At 73.7% G+C, this 16,952-nt stretch carries 11 protein-coding genes and 1 pseudogene; 5 read left to right on the forward strand and 7 right to left on the reverse strand.

All coding sequences use genetic code 11. From position 1 onward, the window contains the following. Window positions 1–7: 7 nt before the first annotated feature. Window positions 8–913 (forward strand): siderophore-interacting protein, encoded by a 906-nt coding sequence (locus tag GA0070622_RS15315; RefSeq protein WP_091573918.1) that lies wholly within the window; start codon window positions 8–10, stop codon window positions 911–913. 74 nt (window positions 914–987) lie between these two features. Here the strand turns inward: GA0070622_RS15315 and GA0070622_RS15320 are convergent, their stop codons facing one another. The 7 genes from GA0070622_RS15320 to GA0070622_RS15350 all read right to left on the reverse strand — a co-directional run bounded on the left by GA0070622_RS15320 (window position 988) and on the right by GA0070622_RS15350 (window position 9,678). Further along, window positions 988–2,499 (reverse strand): MFS transporter, encoded by a 1,512-nt coding sequence (locus GA0070622_RS15320; protein WP_245666318.1) that lies wholly within the window; start codon window positions 2,497–2,499, stop codon window positions 988–990. After that, window positions 2,496–4,280 (reverse strand): IucA/IucC family protein, encoded by a 1,785-nt coding sequence (locus tag GA0070622_RS15325; RefSeq protein ID WP_091573919.1) that lies wholly within the window; start codon window positions 4,278–4,280, stop codon window positions 2,496–2,498. Before GA0070622_RS15325 ends, GA0070622_RS15320 begins: the two co-directional genes overlap by 4 nt. Then, window positions 4,277–4,849 carry a GNAT family N-acetyltransferase gene (locus tag GA0070622_RS15330; RefSeq protein ID WP_091573920.1) on the reverse strand — a complete coding sequence of 191 codons (573 nt, stop codon included), beginning with the start codon at window positions 4,847–4,849 and terminating at the stop codon, window positions 4,277–4,279. The genes GA0070622_RS15325 and GA0070622_RS15330 overlap by 4 nt, the downstream gene beginning before the upstream one ends. Next, entirely contained in the window at window positions 4,846–6,120 is a 1,275-nt protein-coding gene (locus GA0070622_RS15335; protein WP_091573921.1) for a lysine N(6)-hydroxylase/L-ornithine N(5)-oxygenase family protein, read from the reverse strand. Before GA0070622_RS15335 ends, GA0070622_RS15330 begins: the two co-directional genes overlap by 4 nt. A gap of 24 nt (window positions 6,121–6,144) precedes the next feature. Beyond that, window positions 6,145–7,659, reverse strand: a complete 1,515-nt coding sequence (locus GA0070622_RS15340) for a pyridoxal phosphate-dependent decarboxylase family protein (protein WP_176558766.1) — start codon at window positions 7,657–7,659, stop codon at window positions 6,145–6,147. Window positions 7,660–7,726: 67 nt separating this feature from the next. Then, window positions 7,727–8,968, reverse strand: a complete 1,242-nt coding sequence (locus GA0070622_RS15345; RefSeq protein ID WP_091573923.1) for an MFS transporter — start codon at window positions 8,966–8,968, stop codon at window positions 7,727–7,729. Then, window positions 8,968–9,678, reverse strand: a complete 711-nt coding sequence (locus GA0070622_RS15350) for a siderophore-interacting protein (RefSeq protein ID WP_091573924.1) — start codon at window positions 9,676–9,678, stop codon at window positions 8,968–8,970. Before GA0070622_RS15350 ends, GA0070622_RS15345 begins: the two co-directional genes overlap by 1 nt. A 54-nt stretch (window positions 9,679–9,732) precedes the next feature. On the opposite strand from GA0070622_RS15350, the pseudogene GA0070622_RS15355 reads away from it, so the two are divergent. From GA0070622_RS15355 to GA0070622_RS15365, 4 genes and pseudogenes are all read left to right on the forward strand, one after another. Next, window positions 9,733–11,775: pseudogene (locus GA0070622_RS15355) on the forward strand (penicillin acylase family protein); the annotation flags it as partial. 51 nt (window positions 11,776–11,826) lie between these two features. Continuing rightward, window positions 11,827–12,384 carry a GNAT family N-acetyltransferase gene (locus tag GA0070622_RS33110; RefSeq protein WP_245666617.1) on the forward strand — a complete coding sequence of 186 codons (558 nt, stop codon included), beginning with the start codon at window positions 11,827–11,829 and terminating at the stop codon, window positions 12,382–12,384. A gap of 91 nt (window positions 12,385–12,475) precedes the next feature. Then, entirely contained in the window at window positions 12,476–16,645 is a 4,170-nt protein-coding gene (locus tag GA0070622_RS33710) for a DUF7507 domain-containing protein (RefSeq protein ID WP_141684581.1), read from the forward strand. A 76-nt stretch (window positions 16,646–16,721) separates the two neighbouring features. Beyond that, window positions 16,722–16,949, forward strand: a complete 228-nt coding sequence (locus tag GA0070622_RS15365) for a low temperature requirement protein A (RefSeq protein WP_218012339.1) — start codon at window positions 16,722–16,724, stop codon at window positions 16,947–16,949. Window positions 16,950–16,952 lie beyond the last annotated feature (3 nt).

A 16,952-nucleotide genomic window follows, 5' to 3' on the forward strand; every position in this document is an offset into this window, starting at 1 on the left:
TCTGTCGATGACGAGCACCCTGGCCGCCGCCCCGTGGCGCGTGTTCACCGTCGAGGTACGCGCGCTGCGCCGGCTCGGCCCGTCGTTCCTCCGGGTGACGTTCGCCGGGCCGGACCTGGACCGGTTCGCCGACAACGGCTACGACCAGCGGATCAAGCTGGCCCTGCCGGCGGTCGAGGGGGCGTCGGCGGAGCTGCCGGCCGGACCCGACTGGTACCAGCGGTGGCGGGATCTGCCGGCGGGGCGGCGTAGCCCGATCCGCACCTACACCGTGCGGGCGGTCCGCCCGGAGGCGTCCGAGGTGGACGTCGACATGGCGCTGCACGGCGACGGCGGCCCGGCCACCCGCTGGGCGCGGCGGGCCCGACTCGGGGACCGGCTCGCCATGGTCGGCCCGGACGCCGGCTGGCCAGGTGTGCACGGCGGCGTCGAGTTCGCCGCGCCGGTCGGGGCGACGCTGCTGCTGGCCGGCGACGAGACCGCCGCCCCGGCGATCTGCGCGATCCTGGAGCGGCTGCCCGCCGACGCGTGCGGCCACGCGGTGGTGGAGGTGCCGGAGCCGGGTGACGAACTGCCCTGCCGCGCCCCGGCCGGCGTCACCGTGACCTGGCTGCCCCGCGCCGGTGCGCCGCACGGCAGCCGGCTCACCCCGGCCGTGACCGGCCTGGCCGACCGGCTGCTGCCGGTCCCCGCCGCGCCCGCCGCCGCCGTGCCGCCGGCCGAGGTGGACGTGGACCGGGAGATCCTCTGGGAGGTGCCGCAGCACCCCGACGGGGCTGCGCTCTACGCCTGGCTGGCCGGCGAGGCGGCGGTGATCCGCGGTCTGCGCCGGCACCTGGTCGCCGACCGGGGCGTCGACCGCCGGGCGGTCGCGTTCATGGGCTACTGGCGGGCCGGCCGCGCCGAGTCCTGAGCCCGGTCCGACCCGGCCGCAGGCCGCCCGCCGGTCCGGCCGGGCCGCAGGCCGCCTGCTGGTCCGACCCGGCCTCAGGCCGACAGTCGGTCGGCCCGGTGCAGCAGGGCGGCCGCGACCAGGCCGCCCACCAGGACCGCCACCGCGCCCACCGTCTGGCCGGTCCGCAAGGCCTCGGCGAAGGCGGCGGTGATCGCCTCCCGGTCCGGGCCGGCGGCGGCCAGCGCCGCCGGGAACGAGCCGGCGCCGGTCAGCGCGGCCGGCAGCAGCGCGCCGAACCGGGCGTTGAGCACCGCGCCCAGCACCGCGACGCCGAGGCTGCTGCCGACCTCGGTCATGGTGCCGTCCACGCCGGCCCCGGCGCCCGCCTTGTCGGTGGGGATCGCGCTCATCACCGCCTCGACGATCGCCGGGTTCGCCAGCGCGCACCCGGCGCCCATCACCAGCAGCCCGGCCAGCAGCGTGCCGTAACCCTCGGACGGGCCGTGCGTGACCAGCGCCAGACCGCCGGCCAGCAGGGTCATCCCGACCGCGATGGCGGTCGGCCGTCCGAGCCGGCGGATCACCGACGCGGCCACCCCGCCGGCGGTGAGCACCACGATGGACAACGCGAACGGCGCCATCCGCAGCCCCGCCTCCCAGGCCGGATAGCCCCGGACGAACTGCAGGTGCTGGGTGAGCAGGAACAGCGCGCCGGTGGCGCCGAACGTGATCAGCACGACGCCGCAGACCGCGCCGACGAAGCGTCGGTCCCGGAAGAAGCGCATGTCCAGCATCGGGTGGGCGACCCGCCGCTCCCAGCCGACGAACGACGCCAGCAGCAGCACGCCGGCCGCGCCCGCGCCGAGCACCGGCGCCGACGCCCAGCCGCGTTCGGGACCGGAGATGATCGCCCAGACGACCGCGGTCAGGCCGCCCGTGGACAGCGCCACGCCGCCCAGGTCGAGCGGCCCGCCGGCCGGGTCCCGCGACTCCGGGACAAGCGCCCGGGCGGCGAGCAGGCAGACCAGCACGACCGGCACGTTGAGCAGGAAGATCGCGCCCCACGGCAGGTGCGCCAGGACGAACCCGCCGATCGGCGGTCCGGCGGCGAAGCCCAGCGCGCTGGTGGCCGCCCACACGCCGATCGCCCGGGACCGCTCGGCGGCGTCGAAGACCTGCATGGCGACGGCCAGCGTCGCGGTGGCCAGCAGCGCGCCGCCCACGCCCATGCCGGCCCGGGCGGCGATCAACTGCTCGGCGGTGCGGGCGAGCCCGGCCGCCGCCGAGCCGAGCCCGAACAGCGCCAGCCCGACCAGCAACATCCGCCGCCGCCCGTACCGGTCGGCCGCGCTGCCGGCGCTCAGCAGCAGACCGGACAGCACCAGCGCGTACGCGTTGATCATCCACTGCACGTCGGCGGTGCCGGCGTCCAACTCGACCGTGAGCACCGGCACCGCCACGGTCAGCACGGTGTTGTCCAGCACCACCACGAGCTGGGCCAGGCAGAGCACGGCCAGGATCAGCCAGCGGTGCGGCACCGGGGCCGGGGTGGCCCGGTCGGCGTGCACCGTCCCCGGGTCGGCGCTCGTCGGCTCGGCGCTCATGAAGTCGGCGCGAAACGGGCGAGCGGGTTGACCAGCGTGCCGGCGAACTGCAACGCGGCGGACGGGTCGGTCAGGTCCACCATCTGCTGGTTGTTGCGCAGCTGGAGCCGGTTGAGGCAGGAGAGCGTGAACTCCGGCGCGAACAGGTCGTACCGGCGCATCCGCTCGGCCAGGTGCGGCACCGTGGTCGCGTAGTCGGTGGCGCACCCGGCGACGGTGCGCCAGAAGTCGTCCTGGTCGAGCACGCCCTCGGTGTGCAGGGCGGCGCTCAGGTGCCGCAGGAAGCAGTCGAAGACGTCGGTGAAGATGGACAGGATCTTCTCGTCCTCTCCGATCGCGGCCCGGATCCGGCGCACCCGCTCCGGCAGGTCGGCCTCCGGGTCCATCACCACGATCTCCTCGGCGATGTCCTTGAAGACCACCCGCTCCACCACGTCGTCGTCCAGCACCAGGATGACGTTCTCGCCGTGCGGCATGAAGGCCAGGTCGTGGGCGTACAGGCTGTGCAGCAACGGCACCAGGTAGGCGTCCAGGTAGCGGCGCAGCCAGCGCGCCGGCGGCAGGCCGGACCGGGCGATCAGCGCCGCCGCCAGCGAGCGGCCGTCCCGGTCGAGGTGCAGCAGCGAGGCCATCGTGGCCAGTCGTCGCCCGGGTTCCAGGCCGGGCACCGGGCTCTCCCGCCAGAGCGCGGCCAGCATCTTCCGGTACGGCGAGCCGGGGGCGGTCGCCGCCTCGTACTGCCGGTGCCGGTAGCCGATCGCGGCCCGTTCCCGAATGATCGACAAGCCGGTGCCCGTGAGCACCGGGTCGTTCTCGATCAGGTCGGCCAGCCAGTCGTTGATCGCGGGCGTGGCCTCCATGTACGCCGCGGACAGCCCGCGCATGAAGCCCATGTTCAGCACCGACAGCGCGGTCTTGACGTAGTGCTTCGCCGGGTCGGTGACGTTGAAGAACGTGCGGATGGACTGCTGGGCCAGGTAGTCGTCCGGTCCCTCGCCGAGGCAGACCAGGCGGCGCCGGGCCACGTCGCCGGCGAAGGTGACCGCGAGCCTGTTCCACCACTGCCACGGATGCACCGGGATCAGCAGGTAGTCGGCCGGGTCGAGACCGAGCGCGGTGAGCGTGGCGGTGAACCCGGCGAGGGTCTCGTCGCCCAGTTCGGCGCGGACCAGCGCGTCGTAGTCCAGGTCGGCGGCGCAGGTGAACGTGGTGTGGTCGCGGTGCGCGGCCAGCCAGAGCAGCCGTACCGGTGCGGCGGTCTCCGGGGCGTACCGGTGGTATTCGTGCACGCCGAAGCCGATCCGCCCGTTGTTGGCCACGAAGCAGGGGTGGCCCTCGGTCATCTGCGTCTCGATCGACTGGAAGTCGGCGGCGGCCAGCTCGGCGGCGGTCACCGCGGGCCTGCCCAGCTTGTACGCGGTGCCCGCGAGGGTGGAGGTGATCTCCTCCAGGTAGACGGGCAGGATCGCGTCGGTGAGGCCGAGCGCGGCGCGCAGCTCCAGGCAGAGGTCGACCGCGTCGGGCGGCAGCTCCGCGCCGTCGCGGCGCCGGGTGATGCTGGCGGCGTCGACCTGCCAGTGGTCCAGCGCCAGCCGCCGCGCGGCGAACCGGTACTCCACCGTGCCGTCGTCGCTGCGCACGACCCACCGCCCGGGGCCGGCCGGCTCGGGGGTGATCAGGCGCTCGTGGGCGAACTCGGCGAGCGCCTTGCGCACCAGCAGCCGGTTGGCCGTCGCCCACGCCTCGGGGGTCAGGTGGTCCACGGACGCGGCGGGGTTCACGGGGTCGCCTCTCCCCGGGCCGCGGCCCGGAATCGTTCCCGGGTGCAGACGCTGAGCAGCGCGTCCTTCTCCGGCTTGCGGATCTCGCCGACGACGGTGAAGCCGACGGCGGCGTTGAGCGCGTGCACGGCGGTGTTGCGCACGTCCGGCTCCACCACCACCCGCCGGGTCGCCGGGTCGGCGAAGAGCCAGGCCATCACCGTGGTGAGCACGGCGCGGGTGAAGCCGTGCGCGGGCGTGTCGGTGGGCGCGCAGAGGAAGTGCATGCCCACGTCGCCGGGCTCCGGCTCGTAGAGGCCGACCAGCTCCACCCGGGCCGGGTCGTACCGCTCGGCCAGGAACGCGGGCCGGCCGCGCCACGAGCCGAGGTACGCGTCGTGGTGCGGGTGGGCGGCGATGCGCCGGTACTCCTCGGCGACGCCGGCCACGTCGGCGTCCTGCATCAGCCAGAAGGCGGCCTTCGGGTGGGTGACCCAGCGGTGCAGCAGCGCCGCGTCGGCGTCGACGTCCAGCGGTCGCAGCGCGAATTCCCCCAGAGCGTGGTCGTGACGGCGGAAGATGTCGCTCATGAGGGCACCCCGAACTCCTGGAACGCGATCGACTTCTCGATCGGGTAGTGCTCCCGGCCGGTCAGCTCCCGGATGATCCACGAGTTGCGGTAGGGCCCCATGCCCAGGTCGGGCGAGGTGATGCTGTGCGTGTGCGTGCCGCCGTTCTGCAGGAACACGCCCCGGCCGGTGCGGTCGACGCTGTAGTTGCGGGCCACGTCGAAGCGGCCGTGGGCGTCGAAGCACAGGCGGTCACGCACCGGGGCGAGGAACTCCGGCAGCCGGTAGTGGTAGCCGGTCGCCAGCACCAGGCCCTCGGTGTCCAGCGTGAACGCGCGGTCCTGCTCGGTGTGGCGCAGCCCGAGCCGGTAGCGGCCGTCGGCGTACCCGGCGTCGACCAGTTCGGTGTTGGTCAGCAGCCGGGTCGGTGCGGGCCCGTGCAGGCTCTTCGCGTAGAGGGTGTCGTAGATGTCGTTGATCAGATCGGCGTTGATGCCCTTGAACAGCGGTTTCTGCGCTGCTTCCAGCCGGTAGCGAGTCGGCTCGGGCAGCGCGTGGAAGTAGTCCACGTAGTCCGGTGAGGTCATCTCCAGCGTCAGCTTGGTGTACTCCAGCGGGAAGAACCGGGGGGAGCGGGTCACCCAGGTGAGCTGGTAGCCGTACGTGTCGATGTCGCCGAGCAGGTCGTGGTAGATCTCGGCCGCGCTCTGACCGCTGCCCACGACGGTGATGCTCCGCTTGGCGCGCAACGCCTCCCGGTGCTCCAGGTAGCGGGAGTTGTGGATCAGGTCGCCGCCCACGCCGGCGCAGGCGGGCGGCAGGTACGGCGGGGTGCCGGTGCCGAGCACCAGGTGCCGGGCGCGGTGGGTGACCGGCCCGTCCGGCGTGTCGGCGCGTACCACGTAGCGGTCGTCGGCCCCGTCGTACTCGACGCTGGTGACGGCGTGCCGGAAGCGCAGGTTCGGCAGCTTGGCGGCGGCCCACCGGCAGTAGTCGTTGTACTCGGCGCGCAGCGGGAAGAAGCTCTCCCGGATGTAGAACGGGTAGAGCCGCCCGGCCTCCTTCAGATAGCTGAGGAACGAGTACGGCGAGGTCGGGTCCGCGAGCGTGACCAGGTCGGCGATGAACGGCGTCTGCAACCGGGTCGATTCGAGCAGCATCCCGGGGTGCCAGTCGAAGTCGTCGCGCGCCTCCAGGAACAGCCCGTCGAGGTCGTCGATCGGTGCGCTGAGGCAGGCCAGGCCGAGGTTGTACGGGCCCAGCCCGACGGCGATGAAGTCGTGGGTCGACATGGGGTTCTTTCGTTCGGGGCCGGATCAGCCGACCGGGCAGGACAGCTCGGCGGTGGCCGCGGTCCGGGCGTACCAGGCGGCGTGGTCGGCGATCAGGTCGCGCACGTGGGCGATGTCGTCGACGGTGGTCTCGGGGTTGAGCAGGGTGAGCTTCAGCCAGTGCGCGCCGTCGACCTTGGTGCCGGCGACCAGGGCCGCGCCGGAGGTGGCCAGCGCCTCGCGGGCGTGCAGGTTGGCCTCGTCGACCAGGTTCGGGTCGGCGCCGGGCGGCAGGTGACGGAAGACCACGGTGCTCAGCGGGGAGCGGGCCGCGACCTCGAACCGGGGGTCGGCGTCGAACAGCCGCCAGGCGTCGGCCGCGAGGTCGACCACCTGGTCGAAGAGCGCGCCGATCGCGTCCGGCCCCATGATCCGCAGGGTCAGCCAGAGCTTGCACGCGTCGAAGCGGCGGGTGGTCTGGATGCTCTTGTCGACCTGGTTCGGGATGCCCTGCTCGACCGCGCGGGCCGGGTTGAGGTAGTCGGCGTGCCAGGTGGCGTGGCGCAGCGTCCGGCCGTCGCGGACCAGCAGCGCGCTGGAGCTGACCGGCTGGAAGAACGACTTGTGGTAGTCGACGGTGACCGAGGCCGCCCGCTCGATGCCGTCGAGCAGGTGTCGGCGGGTGGGGGAGACCAGCAACCCGCAGCCGTACGCGGCGTCGACGTGCATCCAGACTCCGGCGGCGGTGCAGATGTCGGCGATCTCGGGCAGCGGGTCGATGGTGCCGAAGTCGGTGGTGCCGGCGGTGGCCACGACGGCCATCACCACCTGCCCGTCGCGCCGGCAGCGGTCGATGGTGCGGGCGAGTTCGTCGGTGCGCATCCGGCGGCCGGCGTCGGTGGGCACGGTGAGCACCGCGTCGGCGGACAGGCCGAGCAGCTTGGCCGCCTTCTGCACGCTGAAGTGGCCGGCGGCGGAGGTGATGATCCGCAACCGGGCCAGCACCTCCGGCCGGGCCGGGCGGGTGGCCGCGCCACCGACCACCCGGCGGTAGGCCTCCTCCCGGGCCAGCAGCATGGCCTGCAGGTTCGACTGGGTGCCGCCGCTGGTGAACACGCCGTCGGCGGTGGCGCCGAGACCGATCCGTCCGGCCGTCCACTCGATCAGGCGCCGCTCCATCAGCGTGGCGCCGACACTCTGGTCCCAGGTGTCCAGCGAGGAGTTGACCGCGCTGAGCACGGCCTCGCCGAGCAGCGCCGGGATGACCACCGGGCAGTTCAGGTGGGCCAGGTAGCGCGGGTGGTGGAAGTACACCGCGTCGCGCAGCCAGACGTCGTGCAGCTCGTCCAGGGCGGCGTCGGTGTCGCCGAGCGGCCGGTCCAGGTCGATCGCGCCGACCACCGGGGCGAGCGCCTCCGGCGTCACGCCGGTGAACGGCCGGTCGGCCGCGCCCACCCGGCGGGCGACGCGGTCGACGCCGCGCGCCAGCACGTCCCGGTACCGCCCGAGCGAGCCGGCGTTGAACAGGTGGGCCCGCGCTGCGGTGTCGATCGCGCTCATGTGACTTCCCGGTCGTCGTGCGGACAGGAGCGCGGCCGGGCCGCGCGGAGATCAGATTAGGTTAGCCTTACCTAACAAGCAAGTCCGTAGCGGCGGGTGTCGGGCGGGAGGTCGATCCGGACGGTGGGAACCGCCGCTGGTGCGCCACGCCCACCACGACCCCGGCGGCCACCAGCCCGAGCGAGGCCAGCGCCACCGCCGGGTAGCCGAACCGCTCGGCGGCGGCGAGCCCGATCGAGGCGGCGACGAACGAGCAGACCAGCCCGAACGACGACAGCACGGTGAAGTCGGTGCCCCCGCTGCCCGGCCGGGAGTAGTCCATGTTGACCGTGTAGAGCACCACGTTGGCGATCGTGTACGCGGCCAGGAAGAAGCAGAGCGCGGCGACCGTGCCGCCGAGCGGCGCGCGGCCGTTCATCAGCGGCAGCAACGCCACCGTGGACAACGCCAGCGTGACCCCACCGGCCACCAGCACGCCGGCCCGACCGAACCGGCCGACGCCGAGGCCCGCGACCAGGCCGGCCGCGATGGCCGGCACGCTGGTCACCACGCCGGTCACCACGCCGATCCGGCCCAGCGACCAGCCGGCGTCCACCAGCGCGGGCGTCACCAGCGCGTACGCCATGCCGGCTCCGACGTAGACCAGCGGCACCACGCCGAACGTCCACCACCGGCAGCCGGGCTGGCCGAACACCGACACCAGCGCCCGGTAGGCCGCCCCGATGCGCACGACCCGGTCGGTGCGCTCCGGTTCCCGGAACCGCCACACCACGAGCAGCCCGACCGCGGTCAGCGCGGCCAGCAGGCCGACCGCCGCCGCCCAGCCGAAGCGGTCGTAGACCAGCACGCACGCGCCGCCGCCGAGCAGGTTGCCCAGGTAGCTCGCGGCCACCTGGATGCCGTTGCCGGTGCCCCGGTCGGACGCGGCCAGCAGTCGCACCGCGACCGCGTCGGCGGCGATGTCCTGGGTGGCGGAGAAGAACACGAACGCGGCGCAGATGGCGATGACCGGGCCGAGCTGGTCGGCGGGCCGGGAGAACGGCAGCAGCGCCAGCAGCGTCAGCACCAGGGCGGCCTGCAACACCAGCAGCCAGGACCGGTAGTGGCCGCGGTGACGGGAGCCGTAGCGGTCGAGGACCGGCGCCCAGAGGAACTTGATCGGCCAGATCAGGCCGACCACCTGGAGCAGCGCCAGGGTGTCCAGCGAGGTGCCGCCGTCACGCAGGATGGCGGTGAGCCCGACGGTGATGAAGCCGATGCCGAGGTACTGCGTGACGTAGAGCGCGGTCAGCGTGCCGAGGCGGCCCATCAGACGGCCCGCCAGTAGCCGAGCGCGGTGAGCTGGTGCTTGCCGACGCCCAGCGTCCGCCGGACGTGCCGGGTGATGCTGCGGGTGCTGGCCGCCTCGCACGCCACCCAGTAGTGCGCGGTCCCGGCGGCGGGCAGCGCCGCGCAGACCGTGTCGACCAGGTGCCGGCCGTCGTCGCGGCGGGGCACCCAGGTCACCTGATGGTGCGCCCGGGCGCGCGGAGCGAGGGCCTTCTCGCCCTCGTGGGCGTACTCCAGCCACACCGTCGCCGGGATGTCCGCGCCGGCGTCGAGGAGGCTGTTCACCGCCGGCAGCGAGGCCGCGTCGCCGACCAGGTAGAGGTGCTCCGGCGTCGGTTCCGGCAGCTGGAACGCGCTGCCCTGCACTGTCGCGTCGATCGTGTCGCCGACCTCGGCGGTGGTGGCCCACCGTGCGGCGACGCCGTCGTGCAGGGCGAACTCCAGCGTGAACCGCCCGTGCTCCGGATCCGGGTCGACGAGCGTGTAGGCCCGCTGGTGCGCCCGCCCGCCGTCGTCGAACCAGAGCCGGATCCACATCGTCGGGTGGATCCCGCACGCCGCCAGCAGCCCGCCGTCGTCGAGGAGCAGACGCTGGTAGTGCCCGTCGACCGACTCGGTGCCCCGCACGGTGAGCCGGAAGTCCCGGCCCCCCATGGCCTTGAGCACCAGGCCCTCCCAGTTCCGTTTCACGAACCCCTCCAGGTAAGGTCTGCCTCAGTTAGGGGAGGGTAACCTAAGTTGACCATCCGAGGAAACGGCCGCCCGACGACCCGCGTCGATCGCGATCCGTGGGGCGTGCCCCAGCTCTGGGCCGGCGACGTCGACGCGCTCGCCCGCCTCCAGGGCCGCGTCGCCGCCCAGGACCGGGCCTGGCAGATCAGCGTCGAGCGGTGGCGCGCCGAGGGCCGGCTGGCCGCCCGCGTCGGCGCCGCCGAGCTGCCCTGGGACCGGTTCGCCCGGCGGGCCCGGCTGGACGACACCGCCCGTCGCTGCCACGAGCGACTCGACCCGGCGACGCGCCGGTGGGTCGAGGCGTACGTCGACGGCGTCAACGCCGGCCTCGCCGAGGGGGCCGCCGTCGCGCCCGAGTTCGCCGCGACCGGCGCCGTGCCGGAGCCGTGGCAGCCCTGGTCGCCGCTGGGCGTCTTCCTCGTCCAGCACGTGCTCTTCTCCACCTTCCCGAACAAGCTCTGGCACGCGCACGTCACGCGCACCCTCGGCCCCGACGCGGTCGGACTCTTCGCGGTCGAGGGGCCGGCGTCGGCCGGCAGCAACGCCTGGGCGCTGCCCGCCGACCCGGTCACCGGGCGCGGCCCGGTGCTCGCCGGCGACCCGCACCGGCTGCTCGAACTGCCCGGCATCTACCAGCAGGTGCGCCTGGCCTGCCCCGAGTTCGACGTGGTCGGGCTGGCCTTCCCCGGGGTGCCCGGGCTGCCGCACTTCGGCCACGCCGGCCACGTCGCCTGGGCCGTCACCAACGCGATGGCCGACTACCAGGACCTCTACCGCGAGCAGCTGCGCCGCGACGGCGACCGGGTGCTGGTGCGGGACGCGGACGACTGGATCCCGGTCCCGCGCCACGTCGAGGAGATCGAGGTCCGCGGCGGCGCGCCGGAACCGGTCGAGGTGATCGAGACGCCCCGCGGCCCGGTGATCGACCACGACCGGCGCACCGGCGAGGCGATCAGCCTGCGCATCCCGAGCCGGGTCGAGGCGCGCCTCGGCTTCGAGGCGCTGCTGCCGCTGCTGCGGGCCCGGGACACCGCCGACGTCGCGGACGCGCTGCGCCACTGGGTGGAGCCGGTCAACAGCGTGCTCGCCGCCGACACCGGCGGCGCCGTGCGTCGCCTGGTCGCCGGCCTGGTCCCGGTACGCGACGACCGGTGCCGCCGGGAGCCGGTACCCGGCTGGCGGTCGCGACACCACTGGCGCGGCGGCTACCTGCCGATGGTGGACGAGAAGGTCGAGGGCGTCGCGGTCTGCGCCAACAACCGACGCGACGACGTTGCCGCGCACGGCGTCGACTTCGCACCGCCGCACCGGGCCCGGCGGATCCGGGCGCTGCTCGCCGACGGCGTCGACGCGTCCGCGGTGCACACCGACACCCGGCTGGCGGCGACACCGCTGCACCGGCTGCTCGACCGGCTCGACCCCGACCGGCTCGACGAACCCTCCCGTACGCTGCACCGGCGGTTGACCGGCTGGGACCGGGCGATGGCCGCCGACTCGGTCGAGGCCGGCGCGTTCGCCGCCTGGCGTGCCGCGCTCGCCCGCCGGCTGCGCGCGCACCCGCGGCTGCGGCGGCTGGCCGAGCCGTCCGGCTTCGACGAGCTGTTCGCGCCCTGGACCGACCCGGCGGCACGGATCGGCCTGGCACTCGACCTCCTGGTCGAGCGGCACGTCGACCTGGGCGTCGACGTCGTACCGCTCGCTTCCGCCGCGCTGGCCGAGGTGGCCGCCGGTCCGACGCCCGAGCCCTGGGGCCGCCGGCACCTGCTGCACCCGGTGCACCTCGGCGTCGCCGCGCAGACCTCGGCCGCCGTCGCGGCGATGCGGCGGTCGGTGGCGCTCGGCGGCGACACCGACTGCGTGCTGGCCACCTCCAGCGTCCCCGGCGTCTCCGACGCCTGCTGGCGAGGGCCGGTGGCCCGCTACGTGTGGGACCTGACCGACCGGGCCGCCGGCGGCTGGGCCGTCCCGTTCGGCGCCTCCGGAGTCCCCGGCGACCCGCACTTCTCCGACCAACTGCGCGACTGGGCCGCCGGCGACCTGATCCCGCTGCCCACCGGACCGCTGACTCCGGCGCCCGCCGGGTCCCCGACGAAGGACGAGACGACAGTGACCTACCAGGAGCAGATCCCCGACCTCGGCGAGCTGGCGCTGGAGCCGGTGCGTCCCGACCGGCACGCCGCGCTGCTGCACGGCTGGGTCACGTTGCCCCGCAACGCGTTCTGGGGGATGGGCTCGCACACGCTCGACGACGTCCGCGAGGTCTACGCGTTCCTCGACGGGCTGGAGACCCACCAGGCCTACCTGATCCTGCTGGACGGGGAACCGGTCGGGCTGTTCCAGACCTACCGCCCGGAGGCGGACCCGGTGGGCGAGCGGTACCCGGTCTTGCCGGGGGACGTCGGGATGCACCTGCTGCTCAACCCGCCCCGGGGGCGGGCGCGCGGACTCACCACGGCCGTCGGGCCGGCCCTGGCCCGGTTCCTGCTGCGGGGCCCGGCCGCCCGGCGCATCGTGGTGGAGCCGGACGTCCGCAACGAGGCGGCGCTGCGCCGGCTGCGGATCGAGGGTTTCACGTTCGCGTCCGAAATCGACATGCCGGACAAGCGCGCGCAGCTCGCGTTCCTGACCCGGGAGCGGTTCGAGGCGGACCACCCGTCGGCGTGACCGCCGCCCTCCGGACGATCTTTTCCGAAGAGGACCGTCCGGAAACACCCACATAGCTACGATTCCCCCGAAATCGGGCAACGGGGGAAAGATGATCAGAACGTTCACAGGTGCCGGGCGCGGAGCCGCCGCGGTCGTCGTCGTCGCGGCACTCGCCGCCCCGCTGCCGGCGGTGGCCGCGTCGGCGGCTCCGGTCGGACAACCGCCGCCGGCGCCCGCGGGCCGGGCCGTCGGACCGGTCAACCCGGTCGCGCCGGCGCTGAGCTTCGGGGTGATGACCGAGGGCAACGCCACCGTGGTCGCCAGCGAGAACGAGGGCACCATGGCTGTCGGGGGAGACCTCTCCTTCGGCAACTACCAGCTCGCCAACAACACCGCCGGTTCGTTCGTCGTCCCCGGGGACAGTCGGCCGAGCGCGCTCGTGGTGGGCGGCCGGGTCGACTTCGCCGGCAGCGTGCCCGGCACCCGGCTCCAGGTCCTCTCCCAGGGCTACGCCAAGGTCGGCAACCTCACCGGCACCGTGGTGCGGGACACCGACAACAACGGCGCCGCGGTCAACACCCGGATCCTGCCGACGAACAACTACGACGCCTTCCCACGGGTCGAGCTGACCGTCCGGCAGGCGCCCGCGAACGTCGGCCCCACCTCGCCGATCAACTTCGCCGCCGCGTACGAGTCGTTCCGGTCCACCTCGGTCGGTCTGGCCGGCTGCGCGAACACGGTGGTGCTCCGGACCCCCAACGGCGACGTCCTGCCCAGCCCGATCCCGCCCGGCAGCAACGCGGTCGTCACGCTGACCAGCGGTGTCACCAACGTGTTGAACCTCAGCGCCACCGACCTGAACAACATCGACACGTTGACCTTCCGGGACCAGCCCACGCCGACCACGCCGCTGCTGATCAACGTGGACACCAGCGGCGTCGGGAACACCTTCGACTGGAACGCGCCGAACTTCTCCGGCATCGGCGGCCAGCAGGCCCAGTACGTCCTGATCAACTTCCCGACCGCGACCCGGCTCTCGCTCACCGCGGGAGCCCGCACGGTCGAGGGCAGCATCTACGCGCCGAACGCCGACTTCACCGACCTCTCGGCCAGCAACACCGAGGGCAGCGTGATCACCCGGACGCTCGACCACCGCGGCGGCGAGATCCACTACTTCCCGTTCAGCACGACGCTGACCTGCAACGGCGGCGGCCCGGCCAGCATCGCGGTGGTCAAGTCGTCGACCACCGCGCTGATCGGTTCCGTCGGCCAGCAGGTGCCCTACTCCTTCCGGGTGGTCAACACCGGCGGCGTGCGCCTGACCGACGTCACCGTCGACGACGTGCAGACGCCGCCGTCGTCGAACGCGAACCTGGGGCCGATCACCTGCCCGGTCACCGCGCTCGACCCGGGGGCGTCCACCACCTGCACCGCCACGTACACGGTCACCCAGGCCGACCTCGACCACGGCGGGGTGTCGGACACGGCGACCGCGCGGGGCACGCCCGCCGGCGGCGGCGCCCCGGTGGTCTCCGACCCGACCGACCTCACCATCCCGGCGGAGGTCCTGACCCCGTCGATCTCGGTGCTGAAGTCCTCGACCACCACCACCATCACGACCGCCGGGCAGCAGGTGCCGTACCGGTTCGCGGTGACGAACACCGGTGGGCTGACGCTGTCCGACGTGAACGTGACGGACACGCAGACGCCGCCGTCGTCGAACGCCAACCTGGGCCCGATCACCTGCCCGGTGACCACGCTGGCGCCGGGGGCGTCCACCACCTGCACCGCCACGTACACGGTCACCCAGGCCGACCTCGACCACGGGTCGGTGTCGGACACCGCGACCGCGCACGGCACACCACCGGGCAGCACCACCCCGGTCGACTCGGACTCGTCGGAGCTGACGATCGCGGCGACGCCGGTGACTCCCGACATCACGCTGGTGAAGTCCTCGACCACCACCACCATCACCGCCGAGGGACAGCAGGTCGAGTACCGGTTCGCGGTGACCAACACCGGTGGGGTCACGTTGTCGGACGTGAACGTGACGGACGTGCAGACGCCGCCGTCGTCGAACGCGAACCTGGGCCCGATCACCTGCCCGGTGACCACACTGGCGCCGGGCGCGTCGACCACCTGCACGGCGACGTACACCGTGTCGCAGGCGGACCTCGACATCGGGCGGGTGTCGGACACCGCGACCGCGCACGGCACACCGCCGGGGAGCGCGACACCGATCGACTCGGACCCGTCGGACCTGACCATCGCGGCGAGGCCGGCGCCCCCGGAGATCACCGTGGTGAAGTCGTCCACCACCACCACGATCACGGCCGCCGGGCAGCAGGTGCCGTACCGGTTCGCGGTGACCAACACCGGTGGGGTGACGCTGTCGGACGTGAACGTGACGGACGTGCAGACGCCGCCGTCGTCGAACACGAACCTCGGCCCGATCACCTGCCCGGTGACCACGTTGGCGCCGGGCGCGTCGACCACCTGCACGGCGACCTACACCGTGTCGCAGGCCGACATCGACAACGGCTCGCTCGGCGACACCGCGACCGCCCACGGCACTCCCGTCGGTGGGGAGACGCCGATCGACTCCGAACCGTCGGATCTGACCGTCCCCCGGGCGCCGGTGACCGCCGGGATCAGTGTGGACAAGACCTCCACCACCACGGTGGTCACCGCACCGGGCCAGCGGGTGCCGTACCGGTTCGTCGTGGTCAACACCGGCGGGCTCACGCTGTCGAACGTCACCGTCACCGACGTGCAGACGCCACCGTCGTCGAACGTCGACCTCGGCCCGATCACGTGTGCGGACACGACGTTGGCGCCGGGCGCGTCGACCACCTGCACCGCCACGTACACCGTCACCCAGGCCGACCTTGACCACGGATCGGTCAGCGACACCGCGACCGCCCACGGCACCCCGGCCGGCGCCCAGACGCCGATCGACTCCGACCCGGCCTCGCTGACCGTTCCGGCCGGTGACCCGGCGGTCGACATCGAGGTGGTCAAGTCGTCCGACACGGTCGCGATCACCCAGGTCGGCCAGAAGGTGAACTACACCTACCGGGTGGTCAACACCGGCGGCCTGACGCTGACCAGGGTCACGGTGAACGACACCCTCCTGCCGCCGGCCAGCCGGGACAACCTCACGGTCATCACGTGCGGCCCGGACAACGTCCCGAACGGCACCGTCACGCTGGCGCCGGGAGCGTCGGTCGAGTGCCGGGCCACGTACACGGTCTCGGAAGCCGACTTCGCCCAGGCGTCGCTGCTCGACGTGGCGACGGCCACCGGCACCCCGCCGCGCGGACCCGCGGTCGTCTCCGGGCCGTCGACGCAGGACATCCCGATCCTGCACCCGGGGATCGCGCTCACCAAGACCGTGACGCCGGAGGTGGTGTCCCGCCCCGGTGAGGTCGTCACCTACCGGTACGTGGTCACCGACACCGGCAACACCACGCTGACCGGCGTCGCCGTGGACGAGACCGCCTTCTCCGGCAGCGGGCGGCCCTCGGCGATCACCTGCGACGGCGCCACGCTCGCCCCGGGGCAGAGCCTGACCTGCACGGCGACCTACGCGGTGACCGAGGCCGACGTCCAAGCCGGGCGGGTCACCAACACGGCGGTCGCGGTCGGCACCCCGCCGACCGTTCCCGGCCAGGACCCGCCGGCGCCGGTCCGCTCCGAGCCGGCCTCCGCCACGGTGACCGCGACCCGGGGTGCGGCGATCGCGCTGGAGAAGTCCGCCGACCCGGGCGAGGTGCACAAGGTCGGCCAGCAGGTGCGGTACCGGTTCCAGGTCACCAACACCGGATCGGTCCCGCTGACCGGGGTCACGGTGACCGACACGCTCGCGCCACCGGCCGACCCGGCCAACCTCGGGCCGATCACCTGTGGTCCGGGCGGCACGCCCAACGGAGCGGTCACGCTCGCGCCGGGGGAGAGCGTCACCTGCACGGCGACGTACACCGTGTCGAAGGCGGACGCCTCGCAGCGGTGCATCACCGACACCGCCACCGCGACGGGCACACCGCCGGCGGGTGCGGCTCCGGTGTCGCCGGAGGCCACGCTCTGCGTCCGGGTGGTGATCGGACCCGGTCCGAAGCCCGGCCCGTGGCCCTGGCACGGCCACGGCAAGCTTCCGGTCACCGGGACGTCGTTCCTGCTCCCGCTGGCCGTCGGCGGCGCGGCGGTGCTGCTGACCGGCGTCACCCTGATGCTGCTGACCCGGCGGCGCCGGATCGGCGCCCGGCACGACTCCGTTTGATCGGCGCCGTCCGGGCGGGGTGGCGGTATCGGCACGTGCCCGATACCGCCACCCCGGCGGCCCGGGGTGAACCGTGGTGAGCCGGTCCGGTGCGGTGTCGCGCCGGCCCGGCGCGGCGCGGGTGGTCACCCCGCTCGAACTCTTCTTCGACCTCGTCTACGTCTTCGCGATCGGGCAGCTCTCGCACCACCTGCTCGCCCACGTCGACCTGCGCACCGGCGCCTCGACGCTGGTCCTGGTCGCGGTGGCGGCCTCCGACTCGCTGGGCCGGCGTGACCCGCAGCGGGGAGACACCGACCGGTGACCC

It is taken from the genome of Micromonospora sediminicola, assembly GCF_900089585.1.
GTDB classification, from domain to species: Bacteria; Actinomycetota; Actinomycetes; order Mycobacteriales; family Micromonosporaceae; genus Micromonospora; species Micromonospora sediminicola.